General features: G+C 70.3%; 17 protein-coding genes. 7 read left to right on the top strand and 10 right to left on the bottom strand.

Translation table 11 applies throughout. The features are described from left to right. Positions 1-83: 83 nt before the first annotated feature. Complete coding sequence (locus OEB96_RS07450) at positions 84-3,356, top strand: hypothetical protein (protein ID WP_266214765.1); 3,273 nt, start codon at positions 84-86, stop codon at positions 3,354-3,356. A 73-nt stretch (positions 3,357-3,429) separates the two neighbouring features. Here OEB96_RS07450 and pyrF read toward each other — a convergent pair whose 3' ends face one another. Beyond that, the gene (gene pyrF / locus OEB96_RS07445) at positions 3,430-4,143 is read right to left on the bottom strand and encodes an orotidine-5'-phosphate decarboxylase (protein ID WP_266214764.1); all 714 of its coding nucleotides are present in this window, start codon (positions 4,141-4,143) and stop codon (positions 3,430-3,432) included. A gap of 68 nt (positions 4,144-4,211) precedes the next feature. Between pyrF and OEB96_RS07440 the strand changes: the two genes are divergently transcribed. The 5 genes from OEB96_RS07440 to OEB96_RS07420 are packed head-to-tail and all read left to right on the top strand — an operon-like array spanning position 4,212 to position 9,762. Then, a complete protein-coding gene (locus tag OEB96_RS07440; RefSeq protein ID WP_266214763.1) occupies positions 4,212-5,858 on the top strand; it encodes a protein kinase domain-containing protein in 1,647 nt (548 codons plus the stop codon). 58 nt (positions 5,859-5,916) lie between these two features. Next, positions 5,917-7,068 (top strand): serine hydrolase domain-containing protein, encoded by a 1,152-nt coding sequence (locus OEB96_RS07435; RefSeq protein WP_266214762.1) that lies wholly within the window; start codon positions 5,917-5,919, stop codon positions 7,066-7,068. A gap of 22 nt (positions 7,069-7,090) precedes the next feature. After that, a complete protein-coding gene (locus OEB96_RS07430) occupies positions 7,091-7,840 on the top strand; it encodes a class I SAM-dependent methyltransferase (protein WP_266214761.1) in 750 nt (249 codons plus the stop codon). Between the two features lie 3 nt (positions 7,841-7,843). Beyond that, complete coding sequence (locus OEB96_RS07425) at positions 7,844-8,866, top strand: phosphotransferase enzyme family protein (protein ID WP_266214760.1); 1,023 nt, start codon at positions 7,844-7,846, stop codon at positions 8,864-8,866. Beyond that, a complete protein-coding gene (locus OEB96_RS07420) occupies positions 8,863-9,762 on the top strand; it encodes a radical SAM protein (RefSeq protein WP_266214759.1) in 900 nt (299 codons plus the stop codon). Before OEB96_RS07425 ends, OEB96_RS07420 begins: the two co-directional genes overlap by 4 nt. Here the strand turns inward: OEB96_RS07420 and OEB96_RS07415 are convergent. The 8 genes from OEB96_RS07415 to OEB96_RS07380 all read right to left on the bottom strand — a co-directional run bounded on the left by OEB96_RS07415 (position 9,695) and on the right by OEB96_RS07380 (position 17,921). Beyond that, positions 9,695-10,405 carry a cephalosporin hydroxylase family protein gene (locus tag OEB96_RS07415; protein WP_266214758.1) on the bottom strand — a complete coding sequence of 237 codons (711 nt, stop codon included), beginning with the start codon at positions 10,403-10,405 and terminating at the stop codon, positions 9,695-9,697. The genes OEB96_RS07420 and OEB96_RS07415 overlap by 68 nt on opposite strands. A 37-nt stretch (positions 10,406-10,442) precedes the next feature. Beyond that, entirely contained in the window at positions 10,443-11,564 is a 1,122-nt protein-coding gene (locus OEB96_RS07410; protein WP_266214757.1) for an oxygenase MpaB family protein, read from the bottom strand. A gap of 109 nt (positions 11,565-11,673) precedes the next feature. Continuing rightward, positions 11,674-12,579: a polyphosphate kinase 2 gene (gene ppk2, locus OEB96_RS07405; protein WP_266214756.1), complete on the bottom strand. Its 906-nt coding sequence runs from the start codon at positions 12,577-12,579 to the stop codon at positions 11,674-11,676. 29 nt (positions 12,580-12,608) lie between these two features. Beyond that, the gene (locus OEB96_RS07400) at positions 12,609-14,621 is read right to left on the bottom strand and encodes a hypothetical protein (protein WP_266214755.1); all 2,013 of its coding nucleotides are present in this window, start codon (positions 14,619-14,621) and stop codon (positions 12,609-12,611) included. A 3-nt stretch (positions 14,622-14,624) separates the two neighbouring features. Continuing rightward, a complete protein-coding gene (locus OEB96_RS07395; RefSeq protein WP_266214754.1) occupies positions 14,625-15,152 on the bottom strand; it encodes a TlpA family protein disulfide reductase in 528 nt (175 codons plus the stop codon). Then, positions 15,149-15,958 carry a hypothetical protein gene (locus OEB96_RS07390; RefSeq protein WP_266214753.1) on the bottom strand — a complete coding sequence of 270 codons (810 nt, stop codon included), beginning with the start codon at positions 15,956-15,958 and terminating at the stop codon, positions 15,149-15,151. The genes OEB96_RS07395 and OEB96_RS07390 overlap by 4 nt, the downstream gene beginning before the upstream one ends. 10 nt (positions 15,959-15,968) lie before the next feature. Beyond that, positions 15,969-16,280: a peroxiredoxin family protein gene (locus tag OEB96_RS07385; protein WP_266214783.1), complete on the bottom strand. Its 312-nt coding sequence runs from the start codon at positions 16,278-16,280 to the stop codon at positions 15,969-15,971. Between the two features lie 12 nt (positions 16,281-16,292). After that, the gene (locus OEB96_RS07380; RefSeq protein WP_266214752.1) at positions 16,293-17,921 is read right to left on the bottom strand and encodes an alkyl hydroperoxide reductase; all 1,629 of its coding nucleotides are present in this window, start codon (positions 17,919-17,921) and stop codon (positions 16,293-16,295) included. Positions 17,922-18,085: 164 nt separating this feature from the next. On the opposite strand from OEB96_RS07380, the gene OEB96_RS07375 reads away from it, so the two are divergent. Continuing rightward, positions 18,086-18,802, top strand: a complete 717-nt coding sequence (locus tag OEB96_RS07375) for a peroxiredoxin family protein (RefSeq protein WP_266214751.1) — start codon at positions 18,086-18,088, stop codon at positions 18,800-18,802. An 8-nt stretch (positions 18,803-18,810) separates the two neighbouring features. Here the strand turns inward: OEB96_RS07375 and OEB96_RS07370 are convergent, their stop codons facing one another. Further along, positions 18,811-20,952 (bottom strand): DUF4139 domain-containing protein, encoded by a 2,142-nt coding sequence (locus tag OEB96_RS07370; RefSeq protein WP_266214750.1) that lies wholly within the window; start codon positions 20,950-20,952, stop codon positions 18,811-18,813. Between the last annotated feature and the right edge of the window lie 39 nt (positions 20,953-20,991).

Below are 20,991 nucleotides of genomic sequence, written 5' to 3'. Positions count from 1 at the left end.
ACCAAAAAGTTCGGTAGCCCCCCGCTGCGGGCTACAATGAACGGTCCCTCGCCTGGGGGACCCGCTCGCGTGGGGTGATGTCGATGCGCCTTCGTCTTGGATTCCTTGGTCCACTGGTCCTGGCCCTGTCGCTCGGGGCGTGCAGCGACCCCTGCATCGACGATGGCTTCGGGGGCAAGGACTGTGCGGTGATCGGCGCCGCCAGCAGCGGGGAGGGGACCACGACCCTGCCCACGTCGACCGGGGTGACGCCGACGGCCGACACCTCCGACGGAACCCAGGGCTCGGGATCCGCGGGGGGCAGCTGCGAGAGCAACGACGATTGCGACGGCTCCACCCCGATCTGCGACCCCGACACGGAGACCTGCGTGCCGTGCACGCCGGCCGACGACCCGTGTCCGGTGGGTGAGTACTGCACACCCGAGCTCTCCTGCGAGCCCGGGTGCTCCGACGACGAGGACTGCCCGATGGGCGTGTGCGACGTGCCCGCGCACGCATGCGTGGGCTGTGTGGACGACGGTGATTGCAGCCCCCGCGCCCCCGCGTGCGATCCGACCACCAACACCTGCGTGGACTGTGTGGACGACGAGGACTGCCCGATGGGCGTGTGCGACGTGCCCGCGCACGCATGCGTGGGCTGCCTCGACGATGCGGACTGCCCCGGGTCGGTCTGCGATCCTCGCGGTCACGTGTGCGTGGACTGTGTGGACGATGCGGACTGCCCCGGTGGGGTGTGCGACCCCGCCACCGACATCTGCGTGGAGTGCCTCGACGACGGTGATTGCAGCGATCCGCTGCCGGTGTGTGATACGGCCGCCAACGTGTGCGTGGGCTGTGTGGACGACGACGACTGCAGCGATCCCACCCGGGTCTGCGACCTCTCGGTGCAGACCTGTGTGCAGTGTGTCTCCAACGCCGATTGCAGCGAGCCCACCCCGGTCTGCGATCCCAGCGACGACACCTGCACCGAGTGCCTCGACGATGCCGATTGCAACGACCCAACCCCGGTGTGCGACCTCGCGGTGGAGGTCTGTGTGGGCTGCGTGGACGATGGCGATTGCGCCGAGCCCACGCCAGTCTGCGACGTCGTGGCTCAGGTCTGTGTGGACTGCGTGGGCGATGGCGATTGCGCCGCACCCACGCCGGTCTGCGAGCCGACGGGCAGCGTGTGCGTGGAGTGTCTGAGCGACGTCGACTGCCCCGTGGGCGTGTGCGACGTGGCCGCCAGCGTGTGCGTGGAGTGCCTGGTGGATGCGGACTGCCCCATGGGAGTGTGCGATCCGGCGGCGGATGCATGCGTGGGCTGCCTCGACGATGGCGACTGCCCCATGGGGGTGTGCGACCTGGGCACGAACGTGTGCGTGGAGTGCCTGAGCGACGTGGATTGCAGCGAGCCCACGCCGGTGTGCGATCTGGCCGCCCAGGTCTGCGTGGACTGCGTGGACGATGGTGACTGCGGCGAGCCCACGCCGGTGTGCGATCTGGCCGTCCAGCTCTGTGTGGATTGCGTGGGCGACGGGGATTGCAGCGAGCCCACGCCGATCTGCGACCTCGTCACCAGCACCTGCGTGGACTGTGTGGACGACGGGGATTGCAGCGCGCCCACGCCGGTGTGCGACCCGCTGACCGACCTGTGCGTGGGCTGTGTGGACGATGCCGACTGTGGCGAGCCCACGCCGGTGTGCGACGTGACCACCCAGACCTGTGTGGACTGCGTGGGCGATGGCGACTGCGCCCTGCCCACGCCAGTATGCGAGCCGAGCTCGAGCACCTGTGTGGAGTGCCTGGTCGACGGCGAGTGCCCGGCGGGCGTGTGCGACCCGGCGGGCCATGTGTGCGTGGACTGTCTCGACGACGGCGACTGCAGCGTGCCCGCGCCGGTGTGCGACGTGGCCACCACCACCTGCGTGGAGTGTCTGGTGGATGCCGATTGCCCGATGGGAGTGTGCAACCCGGCGGGCCATGTGTGCGTGGGCTGTCTCGACGACGGAGACTGCGGCGAGCCCACCCCGATCTGCGACGTGCTCGTCAACGTCTGTGTCGACTGCCTGGGCGATGGAGATTGCAGCGCTCCCACGCCGGTGTGCGATCTCGGCAGCAACGCCTGTGTGGTCTGCGTGGACGACGGCGATTGCTCGGCCCCCACGCCCGTGTGCGACCCGGCGGCGGACCAGTGCGTGGGCTGTGTGGACGATGGCGACTGCGCCGCGCCCACGCCCGCATGCGACCCCTTCGTGCAGCAGTGCGTGGGGTGTGTGGACGACGGAGACTGTGCCTTCCCCACGCCCGCGTGCGACCCCTTCGTATCGCAGTGCGTGGGGTGCCTGGACGACGGCGACTGCTTCGGGGCCACACCAGTCTGCAACGCTCCGGCTCAGCAGTGTGTGGGTTGTGTGGACGATGGCGACTGCGCCGCGCCCACCCCCGTGTGCCACCCGGCCGTCGACGTGTGCGTGGAGTGCCTGGGCGATGCCGATTGCCCGGTGGGCTTGGCCTGCGACGAGCCGATCAACACCTGCTTCTCGTTCTGCACCGACGATGGTGACTGCCCGCCGGGCGAGGGGTGCAACGCCAGCAACATGTGCGAGCCGGTCCCGTGTGTGGTGGATGGTGACTGCCCGGTCGGCAGCGAGTGCGGGCCGGGTGGCATCTGCCAGCCCATTCCGTGCGTCGACGACGGAGACTGCCCTCCCGGGGCCGCCTGCGACCCCGCGCTGATGGTGTGCGTGATCGAAGAACTGCCCGGGAGCGAGTGTGTCGTGAAGGCCGATTGCCCGCCCGCGCTGGGCTGCGGCCAGGGCTACTGCCTGCGGTGCCAGGGCAACGGCAACAACTGCAACCCGTGCGTCGACGACGGTGACTGCGGCGGCAGCACCCAGTGCAATCCCGAGCTATCGGCGTGCCTCCTGTGCCTGACCGATGCCGACTGCGCTGGCACCGAGATCTGCCATCCCTATGGGGATTGCCGCAACCCGTGTGTCACGAACGCCGACTGTCCGCAGGCGCGCGAGTGCGACGAGTTCGGTCGTTGCACCCAGCCCCAGTTCGGCACCGATTGCCTGCTCGACGTCGACTGCCCCAGCGGTCTGCAGTGCGTCTCGGGCCTGTGCAAGGAGTGCGAGATCGATCCGGGCGATCCCACCTCGTGCCTGCCCTGCCAGCCCGGACAGCCGTGCGCCAGCGGCAACGTCTGCGATCACGACGTGTTCGTGTGCGTGGAGTGCCGCTCGGACGCCGACTGCGGTGGCGGGCAGGTGTGTCACCTCGGTGACTGCGATGCGCCCTGCTTCGATGGACTGGGCTGCCCCGGTGGAGCCGTGTGCAACCTCGGCACCAACCACTGCGAGCTGCCGTGAGCCCGCCGGGGATGATGCGTGCAGACCGGCGATGAATTCGCCGCCGATCGTCATGGGCTCCCCGGGACCGTGTTCAAAGCACCGAGGCGATCTCTGCGACGATCGCGTCGGCGGCCGCGGCCGGATCGGTGGCTCGATGGATCGGCCGCCCCACGACGAGGTGGGTGGCTCCGTCTCCGATGGCCCGAGCGGGGGTCATCACCCGCCTTTGGTCGCCCGCGTCGGCCCCCGCAGGACGAATGCCCGGCACCACGCGCAGCAGCGAGGGGGCGGTCTCGACCACTCCCGGCAGCTCCTGACCGCTGCACACGATGCCCGCACAGCCGGCCTCGCGTGCGCACTCGGCCCGGCGAACCACCAGCTCGGCCGGCGCCCGCGTGTGCCCGGCCTCGACGCAGGCCTGGGCGTCCTGGCTGGTGAGCACGGTGACCGCGAGGATCCCCAGCTCGTCGCCCGCCTCCTCCACGCATGCGCGCAGGTGTTCGACGCCGCTGCCCGCGTGCACCGTGAGGAACCGGACCCCCAGCGAGCGCACCGAGCGAATGGCACCTCGCATGGTGTTGGGGATGTCGTGGAGCTTGAGGTCGAGGAAGATCTCGAGCTCCGGGTACGCCTCTCGCAGGCTTCGCACCACGGCGGGGCCTTCGGCCACGAACAGCTCGAGTCCCACCTTGAGCATCCCAACGTGTCCAGCCACGCGTCCGCCGAGCGCCAGCGCCTGGGCCTGCGAGGGCACGTCGAGGGCGAGGATCAAGCGATCGCGGGCAGAGGTCGAGGCGGTGCTCATGGAGCGGTTCCTAGCACGTCGGGGCCGCGGTTGCGTGGCTCGGCCGGCGCGGGCATGCTCGCCACGCCATGAGCGAGGGCCCCGGGGAGGACGAGGCGGTGTCGATCTCGACCGATCCGCTGGCGGAGACGCTCCTGGGCGATGCCTCCGAGGATGGCTCGGCCGCGGACGAGCCGGGCGAGCGGCTCGGCCGCTATCGGCTGGTGCGCCCGCTCGGCCAGGGAGGCATGGGGCTGGTGTACCTGGCCCACGACGATCAGCTCGATCGACCGGTGGCGCTCAAGGTGCTGCGCCCCGGGAGCAACGGAGACTCGCGTCGCTTGCTTCGCGAGGCTCGCTCGATGGCGCGGCTGTCCCATCCGCACATCGCCGCCGTCTACGACGTGGGCGAGCACGACGGCGACGTGTACGTGGCCATGGAGTACGTGGAGGGCCAGACCATGCGCGCGTGGATGAAGGAGCCGCCCGACTGGCCGCAGCGCCGCGACGTGCTCTTGCAAGCCGCTCGAGGCCTGTGCGCCGCCCACGAGCGCGGGGTGGTGCACCGGGACTTCAAGCCCGAGAACGTGATCGTGGGCAGCGACGGCCGGGTGCGCGTGCTCGACTTCGGCCTGGCCAAGCTGGCCCCGCGCGCCGCGGGTCGGGCCGAAGACACCACCGACACGTTGCAGGGATCGATCGTGGGCTCGCCACGCTACATGGCGCCCGAGCAGCTGCGAGGGCAATCGGCCGGTCCGTCTGCGGATCAGTTCGCGTTCTGTGTGACCGCCTACGAGCTCGCCTATGGCCAGCGCCCGTTCGCGGGCGAGGTGTTCGCCGACGTGGCCGCCTCGGTGCTCACCCAGCCGCCGCGCGTGCCGCCGCGCGTGCCGGACGTTCCCGCCGCGCTGTGGTCCGTGCTGCAGCGCGGCATGAGGATCGAGCATGCGCAGCGCCACCCCAGCATGCAGTCCTTGATCGCCGCGCTCGAGCAGGTCACGGGTGCCTCGACCGACACGCCCGCGCCCGTGGTCTCGCGGCCCGAGCTGCGCGATGCCCAGGAGGATGCCCGCGCTCGCCTGGCTCAGGCCTATGCCGATGATCTGCTCGACGCGGACGAGCTCGACAGCCGCCTCGAGCGGCTCGAGAACGCGGGGGATCTGCCCGTGGTGGCCGCGCTGGTGGCCGACCTGATGCGGTCGGTGGACAGCGGAGCGGCGCTCGTGCTCGCCGGATCCGAGGTGCTGGCTCCGTCCCAGCCGGCACCGACCAACCTCCCCGCCGTCGTCGACGCGCCCGCCGAGGGGCGCATCGTCGCGGTGTTCTCGGGCTCGCGGCGCGCCGGCGTGTGGCAGCCCGCGCGGGTCAACCATGTCATGGCGGTGTTCGGTGGGGCGGAGGTCGACCTTCGCGAGGCCCAGCTACCGCCCGGTGAGATCGAGCTGCGGGTGTTCTGCATGTTCGGCGGGGTCGAGATCACCGTGGCCCCGGGTACTCGCGTGCAGCTCGAGTGCTCGGCGATCTTCGGCGGAGTCGAGCAGGAAGACGCCAGTGCGCCTCCCGATCCCGGCGGCACCGTCATCCGCGTGACCGGCATGGTGTTCTTCGGCGGCGTCGAGGTCCTCGAGCGCCTGCCCGGCGAGAGCGGCTGGGCGGCTCGCAAGCGTCGCAAGGAGGCCCGTCGCCAGCTCCGCGCTGCGAGGGCCGCCAAGAACGCTCTACCCCCCAAGCGCTGAGGCGAGCGCGCATGCTTGCCTTGCCGCGCCTCGATTGCGGGGGCAAGCTCGCCGCTGCATGAGCGCCCCCGATCCATGGCAGGCCACGTTCGACGCCATCGAAGCCGGCGTGTCCCAGGGCGTATTTCCCGGCGCCGTGGCGCTGGTATGGCATGCGGGCGCGACTCTCTATCACGAGGCTCACGGCGCCCTGGCCACCCACGCCGCCTGCTCCGTCAACGGCCAGCCCGTGCGGCGCGACACCGCCTATGACCTCGCTTCGCTGACCAAGGTGCTGTGCACCACCACGCTCGCGGCCCAGCTGGTCTCGCAGGGCAAGCTCGGGCTCGACGAGCGCGTGCCCGACCCGTGGGCCCAGGTGTGTCCCGAGGCGACCCTGGCCGATCTGCTCGAGCACTGCTCGGGCCTGGCCGCGCATCGCGAGTACTTCCTCGAGGTCGAGCCCTTCGACGCCGAGCGGGTGCTGCACCACGTGAGCCACACGCCGCGCGAGCACCCGCGGCGCGAGCGGGCGGTGTACAGCGACCTCGGCTTCATGATCCTCGGGGCATGGATCGAGCGCGTGCTCGGCGAGCCGCTCGACGTGGCCTTCGCCGATCGGATCGCCTATCGCCTCGGCCTCGACGTGAGCCCCGTGCCCTGGCTGGGCTTTCGCCGCGTGCACAGCCGAGCCGCGCTCTCCTGGGAGCTCGAGCAGCGCATCGCGCCCACCGAGGTCTACGAGCCCTCGCTGCACCCCGACGGGCGCCCGTCGTACCTGTCGCTGCGCCAGCCCGATGGCGTGGCCCACGGGGTCGTGCACGACGACAACGCGTTCGTGATGGGTGGGGTGGCCGGGCACGCGGGGCTGTTCGGCACGGCCGAGGGCGTGGCGGAGCTCTCGCGGGCCTGGGTCGAGGATCGCGTGCCCGATGTGCGTACCGCGGTCCGCGATCGGTTCTGGCAGCGCAGCGACGTTCCGGGCTCGACGCGGCGTCTCGGCTTCGACGGCATCGCCGAGGACGGCAGCGGCACCACGGGAACCTCGATGTCGTCGACCACGGTGGGGCACACCGGCTTCACGGGCACGACGGTGTGGATCGACCCCGCGGCCGACGGCGGCCCGAGGATCGCGGTGCTGCTGACCAATCGCGTGCACCTCGGTCGCGACGACGCGCGCATCCGCGACGTTCGGCGTGCGTTCCACGCCGCGGCGGCCCGGCTGCGGTAGGGCTATGCTGCCGCCCAGGCCCGTGACCAGCTGGCAGCCCCCCATCGACTTCGACGTGCTCGGCAAGGGCATCTACGCCCAGGGCGCAGAGGAGGGCATGCTCGAGCGGATCTTCGAGCGCATCGAGCCGACCACCCGCTTCTGCGTGGAGTTCGGGGCCAGCGACGGGCTCCGCAACAGCAACACGGCGCTCTTGCTGCGCGAGCGTGGCTGGAGCGGCGTGCTGATCGAGGGCTCCGACTACCGCTTCGGGCGCCTGCGCGAGCACTTTGGCGATGCACCCAACGTGAGGGTCGTTCAGGCGATGGTGCAGTCGACCAACGTCGAGTCGACCTTCGTCGAGGCGGGGGTGCCCGAGGACCTCGATCTGCTGTCGATCGACGTCGACGGCAACGACTACTGGATCTGGCGGGCGATCGAGCGCTTCCGGCCCAAGGTGGTGGTGATCGAGTACAACCCCTACTACGAGCCGCCGCGACGCTGGGTGATGAAGGAGAACCCGGCGCACGAGTGGGACGGAAGCACGTACTACGGCGCCAGCCTCGAGTCGCTCTACTGGCTGGGCCAGGCCAAGGGCTACGAGCTGGTCTGCTGCGATCGCCAGGGCAACAACGCATTCTTCGTGGAGCGGAGCCACTACCAGCGCTTCGGGATCGAGGACAACCGTCCGCAGGTGCTCTATCGGCCCGCGATGTACAAGGTGCGCTTCGTCGGCAACAACACCTTCGTCACCGGGCATCCCTATCGCTTCGGGCCCGGGGAGGAGATCTGAGGCATGCCGGGCCCGCTGTCGCCGGCCGAGCTCGAGCACGTGCTGCGAGCGCACGGCCTGCCCTGGCGCGACGGTCAGGCCGCGCCTGCGATCACGGCGCGGGTGCTGCACGTGCCGGCGCTCGACGGCGGGTTCGCCATCAAGGTCTTCGGGCCCGAGCAGCGCGCCCGGGCTCGGGCCGAGGCCGCGTTGCTGCGCCACCTGGGGACCGAGCCGCTGACCGACGTCGGCGTGCAGCAGCGGGTGCCCCCCTCGTCCGGCGAGCTGCTGCTCGCGCTCGACGAGCGCCTCGTGCTGGTCACCCGCTGGCAGGCCGGGGCCCACCGTTCCTACCAGGCGATCGATGCCGACGGCTGGGAGGGGCTGGGGCGGGCGATGGCGGAATTGCACCTGCGGCTCGACCAGGCTCCGTGGCTACCGCTGCCCTCCTTGATGGCCGACCTGCGTGCGCGCAACCTCGAGGCCGACCGTCGTCTGATCGACGAGCATCGCCGCCACGTCGAGGCCAGCGGCCGCCCCGATGCCGAGCTCGTCGCGCAGCTCCTCGGCGACCGGTCCGTGCTGCTCGATCGCCATGCCGAGCGCAGCCAGGCCACGCCGCCATCCGCCGACGATCGGCCGATCCACAACGACTACAACGTCCACAACTTCCTGTTCCACGCCGATGGGCCTCCCACCATCCTCGACTGGGAGCGCTCGATCTTCGCGCCGCGGGAGTTCGAGCTGTGTCGTTGCCTCGGTCATCTCCCGCTGGTGGCGCCCTCGCACGCCTGGGCCCTGGTCGAGGGCTATCTCCAGCGACGCTCGCTTCGCCCCGCGCTCGTGAGGTGGGCCCTCGACGTGGCCGTGAGCGTTCATGCCCTCAAGCACTGGCCGGTGGAGCAGTGGCTCGCGCGCGAGCCGGGCTCCGAGGAGCGGATCCCCGCGCTCGCCGAGATCGTGCGAGCATTGGCGGAGCAGGCCGCCGAGCTCGAGGCGTTCGGCGCCGAGCTCGAGGCTCGCACTCGCGTGCAGGAGGCCCCATGACCGAGCCCCAGACGATCGTCGATTCCAGCGGCGGCACGCACCGCTTCCCGCCGCCGCTCGAGCACGACTATCCGGTGATCGAGGGGCGGATCCACACGCGCTCGCTCGAAGCGCACGTGGTGGATCACTGCAACCTGACCTGCGCCGAGTGCTGCTCGCTGTCGCCGCTGTTGCCGTCGCGCTTCACGTCGCCGCAGGACCTCGCCCGCGATCTCGAGCTGGCGGCCAGGGTGCTGGCTCCGCGGGTGTTCAAGCTGGTCGGTGGCGAGCCCTTGCTGCACCCCGAGCTGCTGGAGCTGCTGCGGGTGGTCCGTCGCTCGGGCATCGCTCCGCGCGTGTCCCTGACCACCAATGGGCTGTTGCTCACCCGCATGCCCGACGCGTGCTGGGAGGAACTCGATGCCATGACGATCTCGCGCTACCCCCGGCCGTCGCTGTCGGATGCGGCCGTGCGTGCCATCGAGGACAAGGCCCAGCGCTTCGGGGTTCGCCTCAACTGGAAGCAGCAGGATCGATTCGTGACGATGTCCGTGCCCGGGCGCCGAGACGACGAGGGGGAGACGGCCCGGATCCATGCGCGGTGCTGGATCCGCGAGCGCTGCCACCTCGTGTACGAGGGGCGCTTCTACACGTGCACCCGTCCGATGCACCTCGGTCGCTGGCTCGGCCCCGCGCACGATCTGCGCGACGACGGAGTGGAGCTGCACGACAGCACCCCTCGTACGCTGCTCGCCTACCTGCACCGCGAGCTTCCGCTGCAGGCCTGTGCTCACTGTGCGGGCGGCGACGCCCCCATGGTGCCGCACCGCCTGCTCTCCAGGGAGGAACTCACCGTGCTGCGTCGGAGGCCGCCGCATCTGCCCGACGCCGAAGGAACCCCCCCGGGGCCAGGGTGAGCAGCACGCGGTCCTCGAAGGCGTAGTCGACCTCGAAGCGATCGTCGCGCTGCAGGAACGCTCGGACCGCGGTGCCCGGGTTGTTGCCCTTGCCGTAGGGCTTGCCCGCGAACATCTCGGCCGGCAGATCCTCCATCACCGTGTCGAGCACCACCACGTAGCTGCCCGGGGTGGCCAGCGGTCCGAGCCGCTCGAGCTCCTTCTCCACGTGCGCCTGGGTGTGGATGAGGTCGAGCACCACCACCACCGGGCTGCGCTCGGCGGCCATCGTGCTCACCTTGGCGACGATCTCGGGGTCGATCGACGAGCCCTCGAGGATCTCGATGCGCCGGGCCAATGGGTGCTCGGTGATGGCCTTGCGTCCTTCGGGGCGCAGCGCGGGGTCGATCGCCACCACCATGCCATCGCCGCCGCACAGCTCGAGGATCGAGGCCAGGAAGATGGGACCTCCCCCGGCCGCGATCCCGGTGTGGATCACCAGCCGCGGGCGCACCGTGGTGAGGATCTCCTGCAGCGCGATCATGTCGCCGGGCAGGTGGAAGAAGCGCTCGCCCAGCCAGCGATGCTGATAGAGATGGCCGTGGGGAGCGGCCTGGCGCAGCCACTCGAGGTTGATCGCCTTCATCTGCTCGGACGGTCGCATCGCGGGGGGCATGATAGCACCAGACCACGCACCGCTCTCACAGCCCCCACCGCTCGTGCAGCGACTGCGGGATTGCGAAGTTCGGTCGCGAGCCCTTGCGTTCGCTGCCCAGCACCGCGCGCATGAGCGAGACGCCCAGCCGCTCTGCCACTTTCGCGGACATTCGACTGTGGTCCTGGATGTCATCGGCGAGGTCGACGATGTTGGCGTACTGACGCACCACGAAGCGCGTCCAGTCGGCCTCGGGCACCTGCAGCAGGTCGGGAATCTCGTCGCCGCACAGGTGACGCATCATGGAGACGTTGACCCCATCGAGCCACTCACCGGGCACCAGCGTGTCGGCGTAGTCGATCAGTGCCGCCGTCAACGCCACGCCGTGCTCGGAGCGCTGGTGATGGCGCTGCCGGATCCGCTGGAACAGCGCCAAGCCGTCGGCGTAGTCGTGGAACAGCAGCTCCTCGCGAACGCCCATGATCCAGCCCACCACGTTCCAGCAGTGCATGTAGGCATCCTGCTCGGCGGGCGAGAGCTCGGCACCCAGGCGGTCGAAGCTGTCGACCACCAGGGCGGAGAACGAGGCGAGCGTGCCCAGCAGATCCTCTTGGTTGATCGGTAGGCCCAGCTCCGCCGCGTCCCAGCGCCCCGCGGCCAGCAGGTGCGCGCGGATCGAGCCGTGCAGCAACCGGACCCGCTGCGCCGAGCGCACGCCGCGACCGGTGGGCTCGAGCCCTCCTGGCGACATCACGTCGACCACGAAGCCCAGCGTCTCGAGCACGCGCTGCTGGGTGAGCTCCTGCAGCCGCTGGGTGCTGGCCAGCACCATGGCGCCCTTGGACGATGCGTAGCACTCCGGCAGCGCGCGGAACATCAGCGCTTGCAGCGACTGCAGGCCGTAGCGCATGAAGATCTGCTCGCCGAGCCGAATGCGCTCGACATCGGCCCACGACGGCAGCACTGCGGTGCGCTCGAAGTAGTCGCGCACCGGGTCGGGCAGCTCTTCGGGGATCGAGCAGTCGTTGTGCGACAGCTGCCGCATCAGCTCGTTGATGAGCGGCACCTCGTGGCTGGCGAGGATGACCCGGACCGCCTCGTCCGCCAGCGGATCCATCTGGTGGCGTAGGGCATCGAGCAGGGCGTCGCTCCAGTCGTGACCGGTCATCCCACGCGACATTGTAGCGAAGCCGCGAAGGCTCGCGCCATCGACGGCGTGACGAAGGGGGACCGGCCAGCCCCGGCCGTTCTCCTGCCTTTTCCCTGCTGGCCCCCTGCTAGCCCTGGATCTCGGGGTAGATCTCGTCCGCCGACGCCACCAACAACGGGTCGGGGCCAGCCACCGCGGCGTCCTTGTCGGCGTACTCGAACTGCGACAGCACATGCCGCATCGCCTGCAAGCGCGCGCGCATCTTGTCGTCGGACTTGATCACCGTCCACGGAGCCACCGCGGTGTGCGAGCGTCGGAACATCTCCTCCTTGGCCACGGTGTAGTCGTCCCAGCGGGCCTCCGAGGCCAGATCCATGGGGCTGAGCTTCCAGCCCTTGAGCGGGTCGGTGCGCCGCTGCTCGAAGCGGCGGTGCTGCTCCTCGCGGCTGACCGAGAAGTAGAACTTGCAAAGATGCACCCCGCTGCGCACCAGCATGCGCTCGAGCGCGGGCACCTGGGCGAAGAACTCCTCGAGCTCGGCGTCGTTGCAAAAGCCCATCACGCGCTCGACTCCGGCGCGGTTGTACCAGGAGCGGTCGAACAGCACGATCTCGCCCGGCCCCGGCAGGTGCCGCAGGTGTCGCTGGAAGTACCACTGTCCCTCCTCGACCTTGGTGGGGCGCTCGAGCGCGACCACCCGGGCCCCGCGAGGGTTCAGGTGCTCCATGAAGCGCTTGATCGTCGAGCCCTTGCCCGCCGCGTCACGGCCCTCGAAGATCAAGAGGATCTTGCGCTGCGTGTCCTTGATCCAGTTCTGCAGCTTCACCAGCTCGACCTGCAGCTCGTACTTCTGGGTGTAGTAGTCCTTGATGCCGATGCGTGCCGAGTAGGGATAGACCTGGTGGGTGAACAGCCGCCGCCGCAGCGCCTCGGGCACGGGGCGCGTGGTGTCCACGGGCTCGGCGGCCGGGATTTCCCGCGGCTCATCGAGGTACTCGAAGGCGTCGGCGAGGTACTCGTCCAGATCTCGCATGCGGGTGCCCGACGATAGCCGATGCTCGCCTAGAACGAGAACACCAGCTCGGTGCGTATGCCCTCGAAGTCGGGCAGCGTGCGGCAGGAGCCGTTCACGCAGATCCGGCCGCCGTACTGCCGCCCCGCGAACACCCGCAGGAAGCTGGCATTGAAGAAGTTCACCTGCGCTTGCAGGCCGGGCCACAGGTGTGGCCGGCACTGCGAGCCCGTGCCCTGCTGGCAGCGCTCGTCGGTGAGCGACGGCTCGCCCGGCGGCGTGGGGCGCTCGGTGTCGAAGCCTTGCAGCAGCGCAATCGAGAACCACGGGCTCATGCTGTAGCCCACCGTGAACAGCCCGCGGAAGAAGTCCACGCCGCTGCCCTGGGTCCGGTAGCTCTCCCAGCGCCCCTCGCCGCGCAGCGCCAGCGCGTGCACGAGGCCGCGGCGCCGGGCCAGCGGGATCGACAGGTAGAGCTCGCCGTGAGGGAATCGCCGCTTGAGCGAGGAGACCTGCGGCGGCTCGAGGTAGCGCTCGTGGCGATACCCGCCGCTCGCCTGCAGCACGAAGTCGGTCTTGGGCTTGCGCCACATCACGCCCGCGAAGTTGTGGGTGGCCAGGCGCCCTTCGGGGCCGAATTGGTCGAGCGCAAGCGCATCGGAGTAGACGTACTCGAGCGAATTCACGAACACCGTCAGTCCGTGCTCGCGCCAGGTGTGGTCCACCCGCACGCGGCCACCGGTCGCGTTCTGGTTGCCGGGCACCTGCTGGTCCTCGCGCTCGAGCGTGGGGTTCTCGGCATACTGCAAGAGCGACGTCTGCGTGAACGCCAGCAGGTAGCGACGGTAGTGCTTGGCCTCCACGAGCACCGTGGTCGTGCCCACCACGAACACGTTCGACGCGTAGACACCGTGGCCCTGGAAGCTCTGGGGCTCGAGCGGCGTGCCGCGGAGGTTCGGGTTGCGCACGATCCCGCTGCCGCCCACGAACACGTCCCACACCCCGCCCACCCGCATGCGACCCACGTCGCCGCCCACGAGGTGCGAGTGCTCGTCGACCACCCCGGCGGTCGCCTCGTCGCCGAAGTCGAGGTAGACGTAGTGCGCGCCCAGGTCGACCTTGCCGGGCAGCGTGCCCTCGACCCGGCCCGCGGCGACGAAGTCGGAGCACACCGTCCACAGCGGGTTGCCGATCTCGGGGTCGAGCGCTCCTGTCACGTTGCAGCCGCGCTCCTCGGTGCGCGGGCTCCACGTGTACGACTGCGCGGGGTAGCCCGGATCCTCGAGCAGCTGGCGCGTGGCGAAGTCGCTGTTCTGGCGGTTGGCGAAGCCGGCCAGGCCGGTCACCCGCAGCGGCTTGGTCTTGAGGTCGACGCGCCCCCCCTTGATGGTGGCGTCGACGCCGATGAGGTCGATCTTGCGCACGCTCAGGCCCATGCCGCGGCCGAAGCTCACGTTGTGGTCGCCGGCCTGCACCGACACGCGGCGGGTGTCGGCGCGCACGGTCACGCGCTCGAGCCGGACGTCGTCGTCCACGGGCACGCAGTCGCCGCTGCAATCCTGCCCGTCGGGGAACCAGATCTTCTGTCCATCGAGTCGCAGCTGCGTACCGAGCGTGACGCGGCGCAGCCGGGTGTCGGCGCCCACGCCCAGCCGCCCCACCAGGCTCACGAAGCCGTCGTCGGACTGCCGGGTGTTGTAGTTGCTGCGGTACCACTCGGTGAACAGCGTGCTGCGTACCCACGGCTGCACCTGGGTGGGACCGGCGGGGATCCTTGGGATGCGCGGGTTGGGGGGAGCTGCGGCCTGGCGAGGCTCGTGGGCGGGGACGGGGATGGGCTCGTGCGCCGGGTGGATGGGCGTGGGCACGACCGGATCGTCGTCGGCTTCGCGCGTCGCGGGTTCCTCGGGCTCGGGTGCGGTCGGCTCCTCCGCGCGCGCCTCGACGGCCTCGGGGGGCGCCGCGTCCACCACGACTTCTTCCACCGCCTCGGGCTCGGCCGCGGCGACACGGGCCCCCAGCCACGCACCGAGCCCGACCGCGAGGATGATCGGCGTACGCACGGGTCAGCCGCTCGGCAGCACCGTCTCGAGGAACGCGGCCAGCTCTTCCAGATCGCCGGTCATGTAGCCCTGATGGTCCTTGAGCACCTTGCCGCTGGCGTCGATCACCACGTAGTACGGGATGTCGCCGCGGGGGTTGTAGCGGGTGAGCACCTCGGTCTCGCGATCGAGCAGCACCTCGAAGTCGTAGCCCTCGCGCTCGACCCACGGCACGACCTGCGCGGCGGTGTCGGGCGCGTCGATGCTGATCGCATAGACCCGGAGTCCGCGGTGCTTCATCGCGGTGTACAAGCGGTTCATCCCGGTGAGCTCCTGCTGGCAGGGCTGACACCACGTGGCCCAGAACACCAGCACGAACACCTCCTGGCCCGTCTCGGCGGTGGGGGTGACCACGTTGCCCTGCACGTCGGGCAGCGTGAGGTCGAGGCGCTGGGCGGAGCCGCCGGGCCCGCTTGCACAGCCGAGGCCGAGTGCACATCCGAGGCCGAGCGCACGGCCGAGGCCGACGAAGGAGCAAGACGATCGCTTCATGGGTAGCGCGAGATCACGAGGTGGGTCAGCCGGGTGATTCCCTGGCCGGGGTCGGTGACGATGAAGCCCGCCTCCACGTGTCCGGGCACGGGAGCATCGAGCGTTCCATCGAGATGATCGATCGTCGAGAGCTCGACCGTGGTGCCGTCGGGGAGGCTCGTGGGGAGCCGAACGGCGATCGGCGAGCCGCACGTGGTCTCGAACGGATGCAGCCCGAACACGGCCACCACCTCGCGATCGCCGAGCTCGGGGTACGGCGGCACGTGGGCGTCGGGGATGCGCGCGGCGGCGAGATCGTAGAGGAACACGCCGGGGGCTGCGCTCAGATCGGCGGCGAGCACGGTGAGCTCGAGCCCGTCGCCCACCGCGAGCACCTGCGCCTGGTCGGTGTTGGTGTCGATCACCGCACCCGCGGGCAGCTCGGGCACGTACACGGTGCCGGCATCGATCACCACGTCGTCGTCGACCAGGCGGATGGGCTCGAGCGCTGCGGCCCACCGCGGGGTGCGGGTGGGATCGGGGTGGGTCTTGAGTGCGACCTCGGCCGGCGGATCGATGGTGAACGCGAAGCTGCCGTCGGCCGCGGTCTTGCCGAAGTAGCAGGTGGTGGCCAGGCAGCCCAGCACGTCCTCGTCGGCGATCGGCTGCTCGTTGGCGTCGATCAGCATGCCCACGATGCCCGCGCCGCCGACGGACGAATCCGTCGCGGCCGTCGACCCCGACTCGCCCGACGGTGGTGCATCGTCGGCACAGCCGAGCACGAGGCCGAGCCCGGCGAGGCAGAGGGGCGAGACGAAGCCGCGCATCACCGACATCCTACTCGGCGAGGAGCTCCTCGACGACCTCCTTCATGCGCGAGGGGTCGTACTCACGGGCCACGAAGCGAATGATCCCCTGCTTGTCGACGATCACGTCGATGGGATAGGGGTTGGCGCCCTCGAAGCTCTGGCGGAACAGATCGTAGGTCTCGGTCTCCTCGATGCCCACGGGGAAGCTCACCCCGATGTCGTCGCAGAACGCCTTGACCCGGTCGATCTGGGTGTAGTCGTCGGGATCGGGGTTGATCGCCACCAGTGCCACATCGCCCCCGTACTCCATGAACCGCGTCTCCAAGTCTGGCAACTCCAGACTACAGACGGGTCAGAAGGTGGCGAAGTAGGCGAGGATCGCGACCTTGCCCTCGAGCGCCGTCGACGAGAACGGCGAGCCGTCGACGAGCGTCAGCTCGATCTCGGGCAGCGGCTGGCCCACGCCGAGCCCGGGCTGGTTGCCGACGAGGTAGGCCTGCCGCACGGGCTGCTGCGGGTCGTCGGAGCGCACGTGGAGCACGCCGCTCTCCCGCGTCTCGGTGGTCGCGGTGTACGAGAGCGTCAGCACCCCCGTCTGCCCGGGATCGACCTGCAGCTGGGGCGGCGACACGGTGAACGCCGCGGAGTCGATCCAGTTGTCGTAGAGCGTGAGCGGAGCGGTGCCGTGGTTGGTGACGGGGAGCTCCAGGGTGCTCGTCTCGCCGACCGCGGTGGGCCCGAAGTCGAGCAGGCTCGCGTCCTCGGGCAGCACCAGGTACGGGGCGAGGCGATCGGGGTGCACGCGGAACGCATACGGCACCCACCAGTTGCCCGCGAACAGCACGTCGTCGTGGGCCGCCACCGCGAGGTTGCGGGCGGTGGCATCGGGCCGCGCGTCGTCGGGCATGCAGACCTCGGCGTCGCCTTCGCCCTCGCAGACCTCGTAGTCGAGGTTGATCGTCATGCGCGTGGCGGCGATCTGCATGGGCTCGGCGGGGTCGGCCACGTCGACCACGCGGATGTCGTTCCAGTCGGCCACGTAGGCGCGGCCGGCCGAGTACGCCACGGCCACGGCGTTGCCGTAGGTGGGCACCGACGAGATCGGGGCGGGCGCCGCCGGGTTGGACACGTCGACGATCACCATGCCCGCGCTGCCGGCCGCCACGTAGGCCAGGTTGCCGTCGAGCACCAGCTCTTGCGCGGTCCCTCCCAGCACCGCGCGGCCCAGGATCCGCACGTTGGCCGGATCGGCCACGTCGGCCACCGCCAGCCCGCCCGCTCCGTCGGCCACGTAGGCCGTGGTGCCGCGCACGACCACGGTCCACGCGTTGCCGAAGCCGCCCGCCGTGGCGACGCGGGTGAACCCGGTGGCGGCATCGTAGTCGTAGATCCCCAGGCCGTTCTCGTGCAGCGCCACGTACACGAGCCCGTTCTCGACGTCGAGGCCGCCGTAGCTCTCTCCGGGCTCCTGCAGTGCGGGGAGCTGCACGGGGGCGAACTCCACGTCGCCGTCGTCCTCGGTGCGGCCGAGGTCCCAGCCACTGAGGAAGGTGGCGAAGTCGATGTTGCCGCGGTGCGACGTGAACACCAGGTCGGGATCGTCGTCGTCCCACATGAAGTGCAGACAGCCCGGGGTCCGCGGCGAGCCGCTGGGGGTCTCGTGCCGCAGGCCCTCCACCAGGTAGCTCATGTCTTGAGGGTTGCTGGCGTCGATGACCCCGAAGGTGTAGCTGCAGAAGAACAGCAGCTGGTCCGACTCGCGGTAGCGCACCTGCGAGACGTGCATGTGGTCTTCTTCGCCCTGCAGGCGCTGGAGCAGCGTCACCGGGCTGCTGAAGTTGCCGGGCTCGAGCGAGTGCGTGGGGTGACAGTGTGCATCGGCGCCCAGCTCCGTGCCGGGGCCGCACTGCGGCAGATCGTCACCGCATGCACCACACAAGGAGAGCGGCGCAAGCCATAGCCAACGAAGGTTCGAACCCATCGGCGGATCACTTCACACCGGCCATCGGGGCCTGTCAAGCAGACGCGCAACGGACGCATTCGGGCGCATTCCAGTCGCATTCGGGCGCATTCCAGGCGCACCCCAGTGGCGCATTCCACCGGCCCGAGTGCCGTGCGACACTGGCCGAGCAGGGAGGGACGACCATGCAGCGACGATGGCACGGGCGTGGGCTCGAACCGATCGCGGCCGCGATCCTCGGGAGCGCCTGCGCACCGCCGCCCGAGCTCGGCGACGGCATCGAGGGTCCCATCGACGAGGCCCGGCTCGATCGCAGCGTCGACGAGGGCGGCTGCGGCTATCCGTCGGCGGGCAGCCAGGGTTATGGCACCGAGGTGGGGCAGCGCCTCGCCAACAGCGGCACCTTCGTGCTCGAGACCTGCGAGGGTGCCCGCGTCGAGCTGTCGGATTGGTTTTGTCGTCGCGACGACGCATACGGTGACTACAACCGCGGGATCCTGCTCAACATCGGCGCGGGCTGGTGCGGCCCTTGCCAGGAGGAATCGGTCGAGCTGCCCGAGCTCTACGAGGAATTCCACGGCCAGGGCATCGAGATCGTGCAGGTGATGTTCCAGGACTGGACCGGGCAGACGCCCACCGCGGAGTTCTGTGACGACTGGGTGGCGGGCGCCTGGGCGGAGGGCGAGGCGGGCGAGCCCGTGATGATCCCGTGGCCGGTGATCCGCGACGAGAGCTTCGACTGGTCGTCGCGCTACATCTCCGACACCATGGCCGCCGCTCCGGTCAACCTCCTGGTCGACGCCAACGGCAACATCCGCTGGCAGCTGCAGGGGCAGAAGCCCGATCTCGAGGTGGTGCGCACGCAGCTCGAGCTCGTGCTGGCCGATCCCTACGGGGGGTGACCGCCGAGTCAGCGCTCGGGCGCCAGCACCAGGAGGCTCTCGCGAGTGGCCTCGATGCGCCCGTCGAGCGCCTTGGTGGCGGTCTCGAGCTCCTTGCGCCTGGCCTGGAGCTGGTCCTCGGTGGCGAGCAGGCGTTCCACGACCGGGTTCTTCTCCCCGGTCCCTTCGCCTCCCATGGCCGTCAGGTGCCCCCGCAGCCGCTCGATGTCGGCTTCGATCACCGCGATCTCGGCCTTGATCCGGTCGACCTCGGCCCGGGCCACGTGCTGCTCGCGCAGGCGCTCGAGCGAGGTCTTCATGACCCCCCGCTCGTCCTCGGTCAGCGACGGGGCCTTGGCCAGGCGCTCGAGGCGATTCTCGGTGAGCCCTTCGAAGTCGACCGCGGTCTGGATGCCCTCCTCGATCACCACCGTACGGTCCTTCAGCTCGGCCGCGGGTCCGACCTCGAAGATCGCCAGCGGACGGCCCCTGTCGAGATCGAAGTCGACGCGATCGGTTCCCTCGATCTTGGTGTTGCTGCCCGCAGGAACCTCCACGTGGACGTGCCGCGCTTGGCCGCTGCGGTTGATGAGATCGAAGGTGACGGTGCTGCGGCGCAGCACGTGCTCCTGCAGGCGATCTCCCCGGTACACCAGGCGCTGCGGCGTATCGACCACGTCGCGCTCGACTCGGGTGATCTCGGTGTCCGGGTCGTCGCCGATCTCGAGGAAGCGTCGCTCCCCCGGCTTGAGCCGCGGCAGCACGGTCTCGCCCGAGAACCCACCATCGCCGTACACGCCCAGCGTGCCCTCGGGCAGGGTCTGCGAGGTGCTGTTGTTCACCCTCACCGCGTGCCGGGCCGGGGCCTCGCGAAAGTCCAGCATCCAGGTGATCGCCGCCGAGTCCACGCGCGACTGCACGAACGGCACCATCGCCGAGCGACCGGCCGCGAGGTCGATCGGCTCGGCCGCGCCGTAGACGAACACGGTCTTGGTCTCGCGCCCCGCCCCGGTCGCGAGCTCGGCCAGGTTGCCCACCGAGACCAGGTCGCTGCTGCCGGTGACGGCCCCGCTGGTGGTGCGTGCGGTGGGGACCCGCCTGCCGCGGGCACCAAAGCCGCTACCGCTGCCGTAGCCGTAGCCGCTGCCGCCACCGCCGTAGCCCTCCTCGCCGTCGAGGAAGTCACCCCACATCGCGTCGGGGGTGGTGTCGAGCAGCTGCGGCACCGACGACAGCTCGCGGTCGGGCACCACCAGGTCGCGACGCTCGTAGCGCGGGGCCGCGAGCGGGAACAGGAACGAGTCGGGGCGGCCGTTGACCAGCTCGAGCGCGATGTCGTCCCAGTCTTCCTCGGTGTCGTTGTGGACCAGCGCCCAGCCCTGGAGCGCCGCGTTCTCGTGTGCATCGTCGAGCACCAGGCGATAGCTCGCGCGCCACACGGGAGACTCGGCCAGGTAGCCCACGCGCACCGCCTTGCCCTCGCCCTCCATGTCGAGCAGGCCCCGGGCGTTGCTGCGCAGGGCCACCGTGGCATCGAGGGCGGCCTGCATGCGGTTGCGAACGTCGGGATCGACGGGGGTGACCTCGTCGATCCCGGCCACGTCGACCCGACGGTAGCGACCGGTGCGGGTGACCAGCAGGGCGAAGGTCTTGTTCTTGGTCGCGCCGGCCTGCTCGGCGGTGGTGGGGCGCACGTCCTCGCCGGTGCCCGTGCCATTGTCGCCGTTCTCGAGGAACGTCACGTCGGGCACTCCGATCACGTCGACCACTCGCCCGCGGATCCGCTTGGCCTTGTGCCGGACCACCACCTCGTGGCCGCGCAGACCCAGCAGCACGTCGTGCACGCGGATCGGCGCGCTCGTCTCCGGCGGCAGGCCGGCGCGCGCGCGGGCGACGGCCGGGCTCTGGCGGCTGTCGAAGGCCACCGAGCGCACCGTGCCGTCCTCACCCAGCACCACCAGGCTCTTGAGCGCGTCGTCGAGGTGGCCCGAGGGCACGGGCAGCGAGGCTCCCCCGGGTCCCCCCAGCTCGCCCGCGCGCTCGTAGTAGCCCACGCCGGTCTCGTAGAGCCGGAGCTTGGCGAGCGGCAGGGCTCGCTCGCGCGGGGCGGTGGCGCAGGCGAGTGAGGAAAGCAGGGGAAGGGCGAGCAGGGCGAAGCGGAGCGAGCGCATGGCGACGGAGCGGGGCGAACGAGTGGCTTGCGGGGACAA

Origin of the sequence: Paraliomyxa miuraensis (assembly GCF_026337845.1) — a bacterium.
In the GTDB taxonomy this organism is placed as follows: Bacteria; Myxococcota_A; Polyangia; order Nannocystales; family Nannocystaceae; genus Paraliomyxa; species Paraliomyxa miuraensis.
This window is presented reverse-complemented; position numbering and strand designations above follow the sequence as displayed.